General features: G+C 44.9%; 11 protein-coding genes. All 11 read left to right on the top strand.

Annotated features, from left to right (window positions below):
• The first annotated feature begins 431 nt into the window (after window positions 1-431).
• The 11 genes from I2G42_RS13255 to bilS all read left to right on the top strand — a co-directional run bounded on the left by I2G42_RS13255 (window position 432) and on the right by bilS (window position 14,276).
• On the top strand, window positions 432-1,793 hold the full coding sequence (locus tag I2G42_RS13255; RefSeq protein ID WP_118741912.1) for an MATE family efflux transporter: 1,362 nt from the start codon (window positions 432-434) through the stop codon (window positions 1,791-1,793).
• 343 nt (window positions 1,794-2,136) lie between these two features.
• Window positions 2,137-3,441: a substrate-binding domain-containing protein gene (locus I2G42_RS13250; protein WP_195531148.1), complete on the top strand. Its 1,305-nt coding sequence runs from the start codon at window positions 2,137-2,139 to the stop codon at window positions 3,439-3,441.
• 147 nt (window positions 3,442-3,588) lie between these two features.
• On the top strand, window positions 3,589-5,097 hold the full coding sequence (locus tag I2G42_RS13245) for a sugar ABC transporter ATP-binding protein (RefSeq protein ID WP_117761997.1): 1,509 nt from the start codon (window positions 3,589-3,591) through the stop codon (window positions 5,095-5,097).
• Between the two features lie 17 nt (window positions 5,098-5,114).
• Window positions 5,115-6,767, top strand: coding sequence for a galactose/methyl galactoside ABC transporter permease MglC (locus I2G42_RS13240; protein ID WP_173829162.1), 1,653 nt, complete (start codon window positions 5,115-5,117; stop codon window positions 6,765-6,767).
• Window positions 6,768-6,939: 172 nt separating this feature from the next.
• A complete protein-coding gene (locus I2G42_RS13235; RefSeq protein ID WP_173828797.1) occupies window positions 6,940-8,538 on the top strand; it encodes a response regulator in 1,599 nt (532 codons plus the stop codon).
• A gap of 23 nt (window positions 8,539-8,561) precedes the next feature.
• A complete protein-coding gene (locus I2G42_RS13230; RefSeq protein WP_173828796.1) occupies window positions 8,562-10,397 on the top strand; it encodes a cache domain-containing sensor histidine kinase in 1,836 nt (611 codons plus the stop codon).
• Window positions 10,394-11,344, top strand: a complete 951-nt coding sequence (locus tag I2G42_RS13225; RefSeq protein ID WP_195531147.1) for a substrate-binding domain-containing protein — start codon at window positions 10,394-10,396, stop codon at window positions 11,342-11,344. Before I2G42_RS13230 ends, I2G42_RS13225 begins: the two co-directional genes overlap by 4 nt.
• Window positions 11,345-11,357: 13 nt before the next feature.
• Window positions 11,358-12,407, top strand: a complete 1,050-nt coding sequence (locus tag I2G42_RS13220; protein ID WP_330422676.1) for a galactose ABC transporter substrate-binding protein — start codon at window positions 11,358-11,360, stop codon at window positions 12,405-12,407.
• A 119-nt stretch (window positions 12,408-12,526) separates the two neighbouring features.
• The gene (locus tag I2G42_RS13215) at window positions 12,527-13,099 is read left to right on the top strand and encodes a DUF6553 family protein (protein WP_195531146.1); all 573 of its coding nucleotides are present in this window, start codon (window positions 12,527-12,529) and stop codon (window positions 13,097-13,099) included.
• A 55-nt stretch (window positions 13,100-13,154) separates the two neighbouring features.
• Window positions 13,155-13,577 carry a PPC domain-containing DNA-binding protein gene (locus I2G42_RS13210; RefSeq protein ID WP_195531145.1) on the top strand — a complete coding sequence of 141 codons (423 nt, stop codon included), beginning with the start codon at window positions 13,155-13,157 and terminating at the stop codon, window positions 13,575-13,577.
• A 201-nt stretch (window positions 13,578-13,778) separates the two neighbouring features.
• Window positions 13,779-14,276: a flavodoxin family protein BilS gene (bilS, locus tag I2G42_RS13205; RefSeq protein ID WP_022461714.1), complete on the top strand. Its 498-nt coding sequence runs from the start codon at window positions 13,779-13,781 to the stop codon at window positions 14,274-14,276.
• The last annotated feature ends 19 nt before the right edge of the window (window positions 14,277-14,295 follow it).

The following is a 14,295-nucleotide window of genomic DNA, read 5'->3' as shown; positions in this document are numbered from 1 at the left end:
GTACCGTAGGGCATACGGGAACAGGATAAACATAGCTTGTGGACACTGTGTAAGACATTGCAGTACCGTAAGGTATTCGTCAATGCAGTGGTGGAAGAAACAAGAATCCCCCTGCTTTAGCTGTGGGGAGTGTCAAGTCTGCGTCTCAAATACGCTGCTTCTTTTTCATACTCTGTAATGGAAAACCAAGGAAAATCTCTTTTTACCTCTCTCATAGCGCTGCCTCCTGTGCATTACGATACAATCGGTTGATTCTTCCTGATTGCGGAAATGATTTTTCAGACACGCTCTGGCTTCTCTTCGGAAAAAGAAAGTAATAGCCACCAAAAATATCGGAAAAACTTTGTGAAAAAATAGAATTGTGTTTTGCAAGGGTCCCATGTAAAATAGCGGGCAGGAGGAGAAAGAGAGAAAAGGAGATTCTTAATCTTATGGGAACAAATGAAAAGAATATGACTGCGGGATCCCCCGGAAAACTGATCATAACGTTTGCCATACCATTGATGCTCGGAAATATTTTCCAGCAGTTTTATACGATGGCGGACACCATGATTGTTGGCCGGGTGGTAGGAGTAGAAGCGTTGGCGGCAGTAGGCGCCGGAGACTGGCTGGTCTGGCTGGTGCTGGGCATCATGACAGGTATCACACAGGGCTTTTCGATTCTTGTATCGCAGTACTATGGAGCAGGGGAAAAGGAAAATCTGAAATGTGCGGTGGCGAAAAGCTATATTATGACAGCATTACTGTCTGTGATTGTACTCGCGGTAAGTGAAGGAGCAGTTTATCACGTTCTTTTATTTTTGCAGACACCGGATAATGTTATTGATCTGACGATGCTATATTTGCGGCTGATTTTTGCGGGAGTCCCGATTATAGCTGCCTATAATATCTTTGCGGCGATCCTGAGGGCACTTGGAAACAGCAGATCTCCACTGATTGCAATGACAGTGGCAGCAGTGATCAATGTGGGACTTGACCTGCTGTTTGTGGCAGTTTTTGGCTGGGGCGTAGCCGGAGCAGCCGTGGCGACTGTTATTGCACAGGGATTTTCAGCCTTGTACTGTCTGCTTGTATTACGGAAAATCAGGGATATCCGACTGGAAAAGGAGGATTTTTACAGGCAGCCGTCTATGAGTCTGCGGCTTTTGAAGCTGGGTACTCCTCTTGCCATACAGAACGTGATCATTTCTGTGGGAGGACTTACGGTGCAGTATGTGATCAATGGCTTTGGCTTTCTGTTTGTAGCCGGATTTACGGCAACGAACAAGCTGTATGGAATTTTGGAGATGGCAGCCGTTTCCTATGGATATGCGATTACAACGTATGTAGGGCAGAATCTTGGCGCAAAGAAATATCAGAGAATCCGAAAAGGTGTGCGCAGCGGTACGTATATGGCAGTACTCACTTCTGTTTTCATTTCCGGTATGATGGTGCTGATTGGACGTAATATATTGTCTCTGTTTGTATCCGGTGAACCGGAGCAGATCAGACAGGTGTTAGATATTGCATATAAGTATTTGTTTATCATGGCTGTCTTTTTGTGGATACTGTATTTGCTGCATGTGTATCGTTCCGCGATCCAGGGGCTGGGCAATACTTTGATTCCGCTTGCCAGCGGCATTGCGGAATTTGTGATGCGTGTCAGCGTTGCGCTGCTGCTGCCGAAATGGATCGGCGAAGAGGGAATATACTATGCCGAGATCTGTGCATGGAGCAGTGCAGCTGTTTTACTGATCATAAGCTATATGATTCTGATGCGAAAATATAAAGATGCTAAAACGTCAGAAAGCTGATGCAGTCTCGCATGCAAGAGGATTTTAGAGCTCTTACCCCGCTTAAAGCATAAGTAAGAAATAATACAAAAAAAGCAGTGCTGCAGAACGCAAACTACAGGAAACAGATGGGAAGGCGTACCCGAGGTACGACAAAAATCTGTCATGCAGTAATTTGCGCTCTGTGGGACTGCTTTTTTGCATGATTCTTGGAGTTTTGGGGAATTACGACAAGAAACAACCAAAAATTTCAATAACTAATCCAAAAATATTCTATTTTTTTTCAGGCCTCTTGTGATTATAATGAATTCATCAGCTAGGAACGAAGCGAATCTAGCAAAATCACCAAACGGGAGGAATAAAAATGAAAAGAAAAGCATTAGCAGCAATTATGGCAGTAGCTATGGCAGTATCCATGGCTGGTTGTGGAGGATCCACATCAGAGTCTAAAGATTCTACCCAGAAAACAGAAACAGCAGATTCTACGGCATCAACGGGCGGAAGCGTAGAAAACAAGGACAAACCTCTGTGCTGGTTCAACCGTCAGCCATCCAGCAGTGCTACCGGCGAACTGGACAAAGATGCTCTGAACTTCAACGGAAATACTTATTATGTAGGTTTCGATGCAAATCAGGGTGCTGAGCTGCAGGGACAGATGGTTCTGGATTACATCAAGAAAAACGCAGACACGATCGACAGAAACGGTGACGGCGTAATCGGATATGTTCTGGCAATCGGTGATATCGGACATAACGATTCTATCGCCCGTACACGTGGTGTTCGTTCCGCACTTGGAACAGGTGTAGATGCAGACGGCGGAGTAGATTCTACACCGGCCGGAACAAACGTAGACGGAAAAGCAAAGGTTGTGCAGGATGCAACTCTGGATGTAGACGGAAAAACATATACCATCCGTGAGCTGGCTTCTCAGGAAATGAAAAACTCAGCAGGTGCAACATGGGATGCTGCAACAGCTGGTAACGCGATCGGAACATGGACAGCTTCCTTCGGTGATCAGATCGATGTTGTAGTTTCCAATAACGATGGTATGGGAATGTCTATGTTCAACGCATGGGCAAAAGATAATAAAGTTCCTACCTTCGGTTACGATGCGAACAGCGATGCTGTAGCAGCAATCGCTGAAGGATACGGCGGAACAATTTCTCAGCATGCAGACGTTCAGGCTTACCTGACACTGAGAGTTCTGCGTAACGCACTGGACGGTGTAGATATCAATACCGGTATCGGTACAGCAGATGAAGCCGGCAACTGCCTGACAGAGGGTGAAGATTACAGATACAGCGAAGAAGAGAGATCTTACTACGCATTAAATATTGCTGTAACAGCCGATAACTATAACGATTTCACAGACTCCACAAAAGTTTACGATAAAGTTGCAAAACAGCTGGATGAAAGCAAGAGCCCATCCAAAAAAGTATGGCTGAATATCTACAACGCATCGGATAACTTCCTGAGCTCTACCTATCAGCCTCTGCTGGAGAAATATGATGATCTGCTGAACCTGAAGGTAGATTACATCGGTGGAGACGGACAGACAGAGTCCAATATCACAAACCGTCTTGGAAACCCGAGCGAGTATGATGCTTTTGCAATTAACATGGTTAAGACCGATAATGCGGCAGCATATACATCACTTCTCTCCAAATAATTTGAGACAGAATAAGAGTGTAAATGGTAACGATTCGGAGCCATGCGAAATCGAGATGAGGTCTCTGAATTGTTACCGTAAATGAATGAAATTATAGAGGGGTGTCAGCAATGATACCCTTCTTTATTAAGAAAAGGAAGCGCAGCTATGACAGATGATAAGAATAAATATATCTTATCGATTAACGGCATGAGCAAATCGTTCGGTAGAAATAAGGTTCTGAAACATATCAGCATGAATGTCAAACCTGGAACCATTATGGGACTGATGGGTGAAAACGGTGCCGGAAAATCGACAATGATGAAATGCCTCTTTGGAACCTATCAGAAAGATGAAGGAACCATCGTACTGGACGGAAAAGAAGTAAATTTTTCCGGTCCGAAGGATGCACTGGAAAACGGAGTGGCGATGGTACACCAGGAGTTGAACCAGTGTCTTGAAAGAAGTGTTGTAGATAACATGTTCCTTGGAAGATACCCAAAGAATTCCGTTGGAGTGATCGACGAAGGAAGAATGAAAAAAGAAACATCAGACCTGTTTAGAAAACTGGGAATTACAGTTGATCTGACGCAGCCAATGAAGAAAATGTCTGTATCTCAGAGACAGATGTGCGAGATCGCAAAAGCGATTTCGTATCATTCCAAAGTTATTGTACTGGATGAACCTACATCATCCCTGACTGCACCGGAGGTTGAAAAACTCTTTAAGATGATGCGTCAGCTGAAGGCACAGGGAATTGCTCTGATCTACATTTCACATAAAATGGATGAAATATTTGAAATCTGTGACGAAATATCCGTACTGCGAGACGGTAGTCTGGTCATGACCAAGCCAAGTAAAGAAACGGATATGAACGAGCTGATCGCCGCCATGGTTGGACGTTCTCTGGACAACAGATTTCCGCCTGTAGACAATACACCGGGAGAAACTATTCTCTCAGTACAGAATATATCAACAAAATATGCACCGAAATTGCAGAATATTTCTTTTGATATCAAAAAAGGAGAAATTTTCGGATTCTATGGTCTGGTTGGTGCCGGTCGTACCGAACTTCTGGAGACCATCTTCGGAATTCGTACAAGAGCAGAAGGAAATATCGTATATGACGGAAAAGTACTGAACTTCTCCTCCCCGAAAGATGCTATGGATCACGGATTTGCTCTGATTACAGAGGAAAGAAAAGCCAATGGTCTGTTCCTGAAGGGCGATATTACATTCAATACTACCATTGCGAATATGAAGCATTATAAGAGCGGAGTCGCATTATCGCATGACAAGATGGTGCGTGCAACGGCTGAAGAAATCAAGATCATGCATACAAAATGTATGGGACCGGATGATATGATCGCCAACCTTTCCGGTGGTAATCAGCAGAAGGTCATCTTTGGTAAATGGCTGGAGCGTTCACCGAGCGTATTCATGATGGATGACCCGACACGAGGAATTGATGTTGGAGCAAAATATGAAATTTATGAACTGATTATCAATATGGCGAAACAGGGAAAAACAATCATCGTTGTTTCTTCCGAAATGCCGGAGATTCTTGGTATTACCAACCGAATCGGTGTTATGTCTAACGGACGTCTGGCCGGAATCGTAAATACCAAAGAAACAAACCAGGAAGAATTATTGAGACTCAGTGCTAAATACCTGTAACAGGAGGAAAATTGGAAATGGCAGAAAACAGCGTTATTATTTCGTCGGAAGAAGAAGCAAAGCTTTTGAAGCCGATCGATGAATATGTGGAAGAAATCCAGAAAAAAATCGATGCATTACGTGCAGACGGCTTTGACAAAGTGAACGATCTGAAAAAACAGATCGCGATCGCAAAAGAAAACAAGAACTTATCCGCAACACAGAGAGATAAGATCATTGAAAACAGCAAAAAAGAGCTGGAAAATGCAAAAAAAGTAGAAGCAGACAACAAAGAAGAAATCAAAAAGCTGATCGCAGAGGCAGAAAGCTATCTGGCCGCGCATTATAAAAAGGATTATTACGACGTAGTAAACAAAAGCTGCAAAGCTGCAAAAGCAGAAGAAAACAGCAGATATGAGAAGGTCAAAGCAGATCTAAAGAGCGAGCATCAGAAAAAGGTTGCTTCTCTGAAGGATGCAGAAGAGATTAAGGCTGAGAAATATGTGCTCAAAAATAAATTGTTTGATGCACAGATGGCTCACGAATCGAAGCTTCAGGAGATCAAGGACAGAAGACATGAAGCATTCATGCATAAATATCACCTGATCGACCTGTTGCGGGCTTCCAAATTTACATTCCCGCAGCAGAGAATACAGAAATTGGAAAATTACAGATATACCTTCGATTTATCTCAGTTCCTGTACAAAAACGGTCTGTATATCGTAATCATTCTGATCTTCATCGCACTGTGTATCATCACACCGATCGTTAAAAATACACAGCTGCTGACTGTTACCAACATCCTGAATATCTTACAGCAGGCATCCCCGCGTATGTTCCTTGCACTTGGTGTTGCCGGTCTGATCCTGTTAACAGGTACCGACCTTTCCGTGGGACGTATGGTTGGTATGGGTATGGTTACAGCAACCATCATCATGCATAACGGAATCAATACAGGTGCCGTATTCGGCCATGTATTTGACTTCTCCGCTATGCCTGCCACAGCGAAAGCACTGTTTGCACTGTTAATGTGTGTAATCCTTACAACGGCATTTGCCATGATTGCCGGATTCTTCATGGCGCGATTCAAAATGCATCCGTTTATCTCTACCATGGCGAACATGCTGATCATCTTCGGTCTGGTTACCTATGCGACCAAGGGTGTATCCTTCGGTGCGATTGATTCTGCCATCCCGAATACCTTCATTCCGCAGATCGGAAAATTCCCGACCATCATTCTGTGGGCTGTTGCAGCAGTTGCCATTGTATGGTTTATCTGGAACAAAACAACGTTTGGCAAAAACCTGTATGCGGTAGGTGGAAACCCGGAAGCGGCAGCAGTATCCGGTATCTCTGTATTTAAAGTAACAATGGGAGCATTTATGCTGGCAGGTATCCTGTATGGCTTCGGTTCCTGGCTGGAATGTAACCGTATGGTTGGTTCCGGTAGTGCAGCTTACGGACAGGGATGGGATATGGATGCCATCGCAGCCTGCGTAGTTGGTGGTGTATCCTTTACCGGTGGTATCGGTAAGATCTCCGGAGTTGTAACCGGTGTACTGATCTTTACCTCCCTGACATATGCCCTGACGATTCTGGGTATTGATACCAACCTTCAGTTCATCTTCGAAGGTATCATTATTCTGGCAGCCGTAACACTTGACTGTCTGAAATATGTACAGAAAAAATAATGAAATATACATAAACCGATAGAATATAAGACAGCCCGGTCGTCCGATGGATGACCAGGGCGGTCTTTTATTCTGTTCTGGCAAAAATTTTTGTAACTATTCATTTAGTAGAGAGCAATCTTCTGCTATAATGAAGGAACAACAACGTACTCCGGAAAACAGGAGGATAAGGATGGAACAATATAAAGTGATTCTTGTCGATGATGAAGTAGAGGTCATCGATGTTATGAAAAAAAAGATCCGTTGGAATGATCTGGGATTTGACGTAGTGGGAAGTGCCACCAACGGTGTGAAGGCCTTGGAACTGGTGGAAAAGCTTCAGCCTGATGTGGTGCTGACGGACATTAAGATGCCTTATATGGATGGACTGGAGCTGGCAAGAAAGCTGAACCAGGACTATCCTAATATTTACATTATGCTTTGCACCGGCTTTGACGAATTCGAGTATGCGAAAGAGGCCGTCCATCTGGAGATTAAGGAATATATGCTGAAACCCATCAGCGCCACCGAGCTGTCAGAGAGCCTGATGAAGCTGAAAACAACACTGGACAGGGAACGGGAAGAAAAGTTAAATGTAAAAAAACTGGAAGACTATTTCCAGGAGGTATTACCAAAGCTGCAGTCCAATTTCTTCATTTCCCTGATTGAAGGAAGAGTCAGAGAAGAGGACTATGAACGATTCCTTTTGGATTATCAGGTGGATATGAAGGGACCTTTGTTTTGCTGCATTATCTTTCATACCTCGGAAAATGATGTGCCGGATGGGATGAATCCCTTATTATTATCCATGTCCGTGGAACGGGAGGTCAAACAGCGGCTGATGGAGAACTGTAATTGCCAGGAATTCATCTATATGGGTAATACCATTCTGATTATGGAACTCCATTCAGAAGATGAGATAGCTCAATTGACGGACAAGTGTGACCGGTTCTGCCGCTGGGCATGGAGAATTATGGGGGCGGCGGTTACCGCAGGGATCGGAACCGTCTGCAACAGTCTGTACGACATCAGTATTTCCTACGAGGGAGCCAGAGAGGCGGTATCCTACCGTGTCCTGTACGGAACGAAACGAGCCATCAATATCGCAGAGATCGTTCCCAAAGAGTCAAAAAAGGCGGTTCCCTTAGAAGAAACAAGGATGCAGGAGCTGTTTCGTGCCATCCATGTAGGGGATCAGGAGAAGATCCGGAAAGAAGCCATCAAAGAGACAGAAAAGCTCCATAAGAATGCAGCCACCATCAGCCAGTACAATCTGGCTACCATGGAGATTGTCAGCGGATTTTTCAAATTCTGTGCCAATAATTCCATGGATTTCAATGAAATTTCCGGAAATGTACAGAACCTTTATGAAAGAGTGACTCAGTTGGATGAAAGCTCTATGACAAACTGGATCATCAATATGTCTATGGCGATCAGCGAAAAACTGAGAAGTACCAGAAACAGTACCTCAAGACGGATCATTACCGATGCGCAGAACATTGTAAAAGATAGATATATGGAACCGGCGCTCTCGCTGGATGATGTGTGCGCAGATCTTGGTGTGTCCAATTCTTACTTTTCGTCCATCTTTAAAAAGGAAACCGGTCAGTCCTTTGTCTCCTATCTTACCGATTACCGAATGGACAGGGCAGAAGAAATGGTGCTGAACACCGATGAAAAAAGCTATAAGATCGCAGAAAAAGTGGGATATCAGGATGCGAACTACTTCAGCTATGTATTCAAAAAGAAATTCGGTGTTTCCCCTTCCAAATACAGAGCTTCCGGAAAATAGGGAACAGGTGAAAGGGAAAATACATGAAAGATAGAAAAAGAAAGCCGGATTCCCGGAAGAATATCGCACTTAACATACAGTCGATTATCCTGTCTGTTCTTATGGCGATTTCACTGGTTACGATCATTGTAATGGGATTGCTGCTCTACCATCGATTCAAGCTGGCATTGGAAAAAACAGCAGTGGACAACACGGAAGCTACTGTGGAGGCTACCGTAGACCGGTTAAATGCAGACCTGCTGGATATCCGGCAGATCCTAAACGGGGCAAACTACAACATAGTCCAGCAGTTTGATATATCCAGCCGGGAATTCTCGGAGCAGTTTAGCCTGCTCTATGAGACAAACTCCGATAAAATTCAGAGTCTGGCTTTGTATGACCCAAAAGGAAATCTGATCGCATCAGAGCCGGTGGCGGCAGAAAAGAAAAATGTGAAGGTGCAGACGCAGGAATGGTATAAAAATGCGGAAGATGCCATTGAAAATATACATTTTTCCACACCGCATATCCAGGAACTGTTTGAGGACGGATCTTATCGGTACCAATGGGTAGTTTCCCTGAGCAGGTATGTAGATGTCAACAAGGGAGAGACACCAGAAACCGGTATTCTTTTGCTGGATATGAAATATTCTGTGATTAGAGACGTGATGAAACAGATCAATGACTGTTCCGGCGGAATCTACTATTATCTGACCAGTCAGGACGGAGAGATGATCTATCATCCACGGGGAACGGAGTTAAACCGCGGATTATTTGAAGAAAACAGTCTGGACGCGGCAAAATACGAGGACGGAACCTACGAGATCCGTTCCGGCGGTCAGAACGAGACCGTGATTGTCGGCAGCGTAGCCTATACAGGCTGGAAGATGATCGGTGTTGTGCCAGAGAGCGTGCAGGCGGCAAACTATAAGAACTTCCGCTACTATGTATTTGCCACGATTCTGGTTCTTCTGGTCATGCTTTTGGAGGGAAACCAGCTGGTTTCCCGGAAGATATCCAAACCGATCCGGGAACTGGATGCTTCCGTCAAGGCCCATGAGGCAGGAGGAAAACCGGATATCTATATCGGCGGCTCCTCGGAGATCCGCCATCTGGGACATTCTGTGCAGAAGTCCTATGAACAGATCGAAAAACTGATGGACGAGATCATCCGGCAGCAAAATGAACGAAGAAAAAGTGAACTGGATGCCCTGCAAAGCCAGATCAACCCCCATTTTCTGTATAATACACTGGAATCCATCACGTGGATGGTGGAAGCCCAGGAAAATGAAGCAGCGGTTCGTATGATTTCTGAACTGGCAAAATTACTTCGTGTCAGTCTATCCCGCGGTAAGACCATCATTCCCATTAAGGATGAGCTGCAGCACAGCAGAAGCTATATGAATATCCAGCTGGCCCGGTACAAAGAGCGGTTTAAAACAGAATTCCGAATCGAGGAAGAGATCGAAAACTGCTGCATCGTAAAGCTGGTGATCCAGCCCATCCTGGAAAATGCCATCTATTATGGCGTTGGCAATATGGATGAGGATGATGGCGGCATGATCATCGTCAGCGGAAAAAAGAAAGACGAGGACATTCTGATCACCATCGAAGACAATGGGATGGGCATGCGGGAAGAAGTCCTGGAAAATATTCTGACGGATAACAGCAAGGTTCCGAAGCACGGTTCCGGTGTGGGCGTAATCAATGTGCATTCCAGAATCCGGCTGATGTTTGGCGAAGAATACGGACTTTCCATAGAAAGCGAACCGGACGAAGGAACAAGGGTTACGATCCGTATTCCGGCAATCCCATATACACCGGAAAACGCAGAAGCATTGGAATTACAAAAATACATACAGAGGAGACCGGGCGGATGAAAAAGAACAGAATGAAATTTCTTATAATTGAGTTTCTTTTGCTGCTGATGGCAGTATTCTTTGTATGGAAAATTTTCGATCAGAACGTAGCAGAGCCCCGGATTGCGGTGATTCTTCCGGAGTCCGGTGACAAACGCTGGGATGCCCTGATCAAGGGAATGAAGCAGGCTGCGGCAGAGAACAACGTTCATATGATCATCTGCAATACGGAAGAGATCGACGGGCCGGAGGCGGAAAGAGAATTTATCAGGGAACAGAAGGACAACGATATTGATGGCTTTATCATATATCCGGCACCCGGTCATGAGACGGAAAATATGCTGAAAAAAGAGTGTGGAAATAAACCGTATCTGCTGATTGCAGATGGTCTGGCGGTAAAAGAAGGAAAAACTGCCAGTCCCACGATCCAGCCGGATTACCGGGAGATCGGAAGATGGCTGGGAGAACGGCTGAGAACAAAAAAGCAGAAGGTCGGAATTATCGCCGATTGGAAAATGTCCGAGGCTGTACAGGCTGAGATTTGTGGATTGAACGAGGCGCTGGAAGGCAGCGAAAGCAAGATCAGCTGGTGTATTTACCGGAGAAAAGAACAGGATATTGTGGAGCGGATTAAGAAGGAAACAAAAGCGGATGCCCTTGTCGTCCTGGATGCAGGAATCCTGGAGGAGTTTGGAGAGCAGGCAGAAAATGGAACATACGAGGGCGCAGAGCTCTATGGAGTGGGTTACAGTCTGAAGACGATTGCACTTCTGGATAACGGAAACATTCAGGGGCTGGCTGTGCCGGACGGATATGAAATCGGCTATAAAAGTGTGGAAGAAATAACCAAAAGGATCGAGCACAGGTCTTATAAAATGCAAGGATATATAACCGAATATCAGGTACTTGGCAAGGAAAATTTCTCTATGGACGAAGATTTAGAAAGGTTTTTATATTCCTATGAATAAAAAGAAAAGAAGGGTGGCAGTATTATTATCTGCCACGATAGGGAGTGCGGTGCTTGTGCTGTCGGGGTGTTCCGGCAAGTCGGACCAGACAGAGAAAACCCTGCGGGTCGGAGTGATAACCTACACTCAGGATGATCCTTTTATCAATGGATTGACGGATGAACTGAAGGAGCAGCTGAAAGCCATGGAAAACAAAGAACGAAGGATTATCGTATCGACAAAAAGCGGAAACGACGATCAGCAGGAACAGAACGAAAAGGTGGAAGAGATGATTGATGCCGGCTGTGATGTGCTCTGTATCAATCTTGTGGACCGGACAGCTCCGTCCCGGATCATCCGAATGGCAAGGAATGAAGACATTCCTGTGATCTTCTTTAACAGGGAACCGGTAAGAGAAGACCTGGTGCAGTGGGAAAAGCTGTATTATGTGGGCTGTGATGCAGAACAATCCGGGATCATGCAGGGTGAGATCGCAGCAGAATACATCAACAGCCATTCGGAAGTCGATAAAAACAAGGACGGAAAGATCCAATATGTGCTTCTGGAAGGAGAAGCGGGCCATCAGGATGCCATCAGCAGAACGGAATATTCCGTAAAGACACTGATGAAAAATGATGTTATACTGGAAAAGCTAAGTTATCAGTTAGCGGACTGGAACCGGGGACAGGCGGAGAACCGCATGAACCGTCTGATCAGCCAGTACGGAAAAAAGATCGAACTTGTCATGTCCAACAACGATGAGATGGCACTGGGGGCGGTGGAGGCCTATCGGAAAGCAGGCTATGCCCGTGAAGACTGGCCGGTGATCTTCGGAATTGATGGCCTGGAAGAGGCTCTGGAAGCCGTAAAGGCAGGAGAGATGCAGGGCAGCATCCTAAATGACAGAGTGGATCAGGCAAAGGAAATGGCGAAAATGGCAGTGGAGCTGTTCGAGGGAGAGGACTTTGAACAGGAAAGCCTGAAAGAAGGCCGGTACTATTTTTCGGAATATCAGAAGGTAGACGGCAGCAACATCGATGAGTACCTGAACGCAGAAGAGACGATTTCCCATTCCGGAATGTAAGCAGGAAGACTGCGTTTGCAGGCAGAAAGAGTAAGTGAAGACGTGTCTTTATTTTAAACCAATCAAGCAAGCAGCGAAACGGATTGCGAATATCCGCTTGACAGAATGAGGAAAAACAGATGGAACATACATGGACCAAAGATTTTTATCAGGAGACAGATCCAGCGAAACGGCAGCAGATCTTAAAAGAACATATCGGAGAGGAGGAAGCCTGGGAAGAAGAATACCGGGATCGGCTCTGGACGGCCCGATACGGACAACGCAGGCTCCAGAAGGATGAATTTGTCAAATGCCTGATGGAACTGAAGTATCTGGCGGAAGGAACCTCTCTGGATCTGGGAGGCGACAGAAGAAAGATGGGAGCCCGGATTCTCTCCACATTGTGCCTGGCGGAAGCTATGCAGTCGGAGGAGGGATACCAGAAAATTCTTACGGATGAACTGTACAATGTATTCCTGAAATTTATTCAGGTCAGCAGAGGAGGCAGAGGATTTACCTCTCTGGTATTCGGCATGGGACAATTGTCCGAAGAAGGAATCGCGAAAAAAATCGCCGAACAGATCAGTGTGATCGCGTTCAAGGCACCACGCCTGCTTCACATGGAAAAAGAATTCACCCTGTTCCGGGAAGCCGCCCTCCGGGCATATCGGCAGGAGTATCCGAACAGGGAGCATTTCCTGAATAAATATTGAGTTTATTGCAGTAATGTCTGAAAAGTGACCGGGCGGAAAGAGAAAGGAGAATAAAATGGAATACAGAAAATTTGACAATATTATAGTAGCAAGGATTGACAAAGATGAGGAAATATTGGAGCAGCTGAGGGTAATTGCCATAAAGGAGAATATAAAGCTTGCCGGTGTTCAGGCTCTTGGAGCAATCAATGATTTCACAGTCGGAGTATACAAGACAGACGAAAAGAAATATTATTCAAACAGCTTCCAGGGGTATTATGAAATTACATCACTGACAGGTACAATCAATACAATGGATGGAGAATATTATGCACATCTTCATATGAGTGCCGGAAATCAGAAGGGCGAGGTGTTTGGAGGACATCTGAACAGAGCGATTGTCAGTGCAACCTGTGAGCTGGTCATCACGGTAATTGACGGAAGAGTGGACAGAGTTCATGATGAAGAAACCGGACTTAATATTTTTAAGTTTAACTGAAGCTGCAAAGCAGCTATTCGGTTATGAGCAAGTAGCGAAGCGGATTGCGAATATCCGCTTGACTTAAAAGCCTGAGAGGAAATAGTGAGAAGCAACATCGGGATGCAGCGTAAGCGAAATCGAGATGTGATCTGAAGAGGTAATACAATTTACGAAAAAGTGGATTTTCTACATAATATCTGAACTGGAGGTGTATGGGATATGATAAAAGAACATTATTCGATCCTGTTTTGCAGCTTAACGGGTAATACAAAGAAGCTGGCTGATGCAATCTATGAAACGTTGCCAAAGGACAAATGCGATTATTTTGGCACAAACGATTCGCAGGTACCGCAATCCGACGTATGCTATATCGGATTTTGGACGGACAAAGGGAATGCGGACCAAAAGACATTAGAATTGCTGTCGAAATTAAAAAATAAGAAGATTTTTCTGTTTGGAACAGCTGGATTTGGAGGAAGTGATGCCTATTTTGAAAAGATTCTCGGACAAGTCAAACAGTCGATCGATGCAAGCAATACGGTCATCGGTGAGTATATGTGTCAGGGAAAGATGCCACAGTCTGTGCGCGAACGGTATATGAAAATGAAAGAAAACCCGGAACATCCGGCCAATCTTGATCTGCTGATTCAAAATTTTGACCGTGCTTTGTCGCACCCGGACAGCGAAGATTTGGAAAGACTGAAAAAGTCATTATGAGATAGAAAAGTATGTTGTG

It is taken from the genome of Fusicatenibacter saccharivorans, from assembly GCF_015557635.1.
GTDB classification, from domain to species: Bacteria; Bacillota; Clostridia; order Lachnospirales; family Lachnospiraceae; genus Fusicatenibacter; species Fusicatenibacter saccharivorans.
This window is presented reverse-complemented; position numbering and strand designations above follow the sequence as displayed.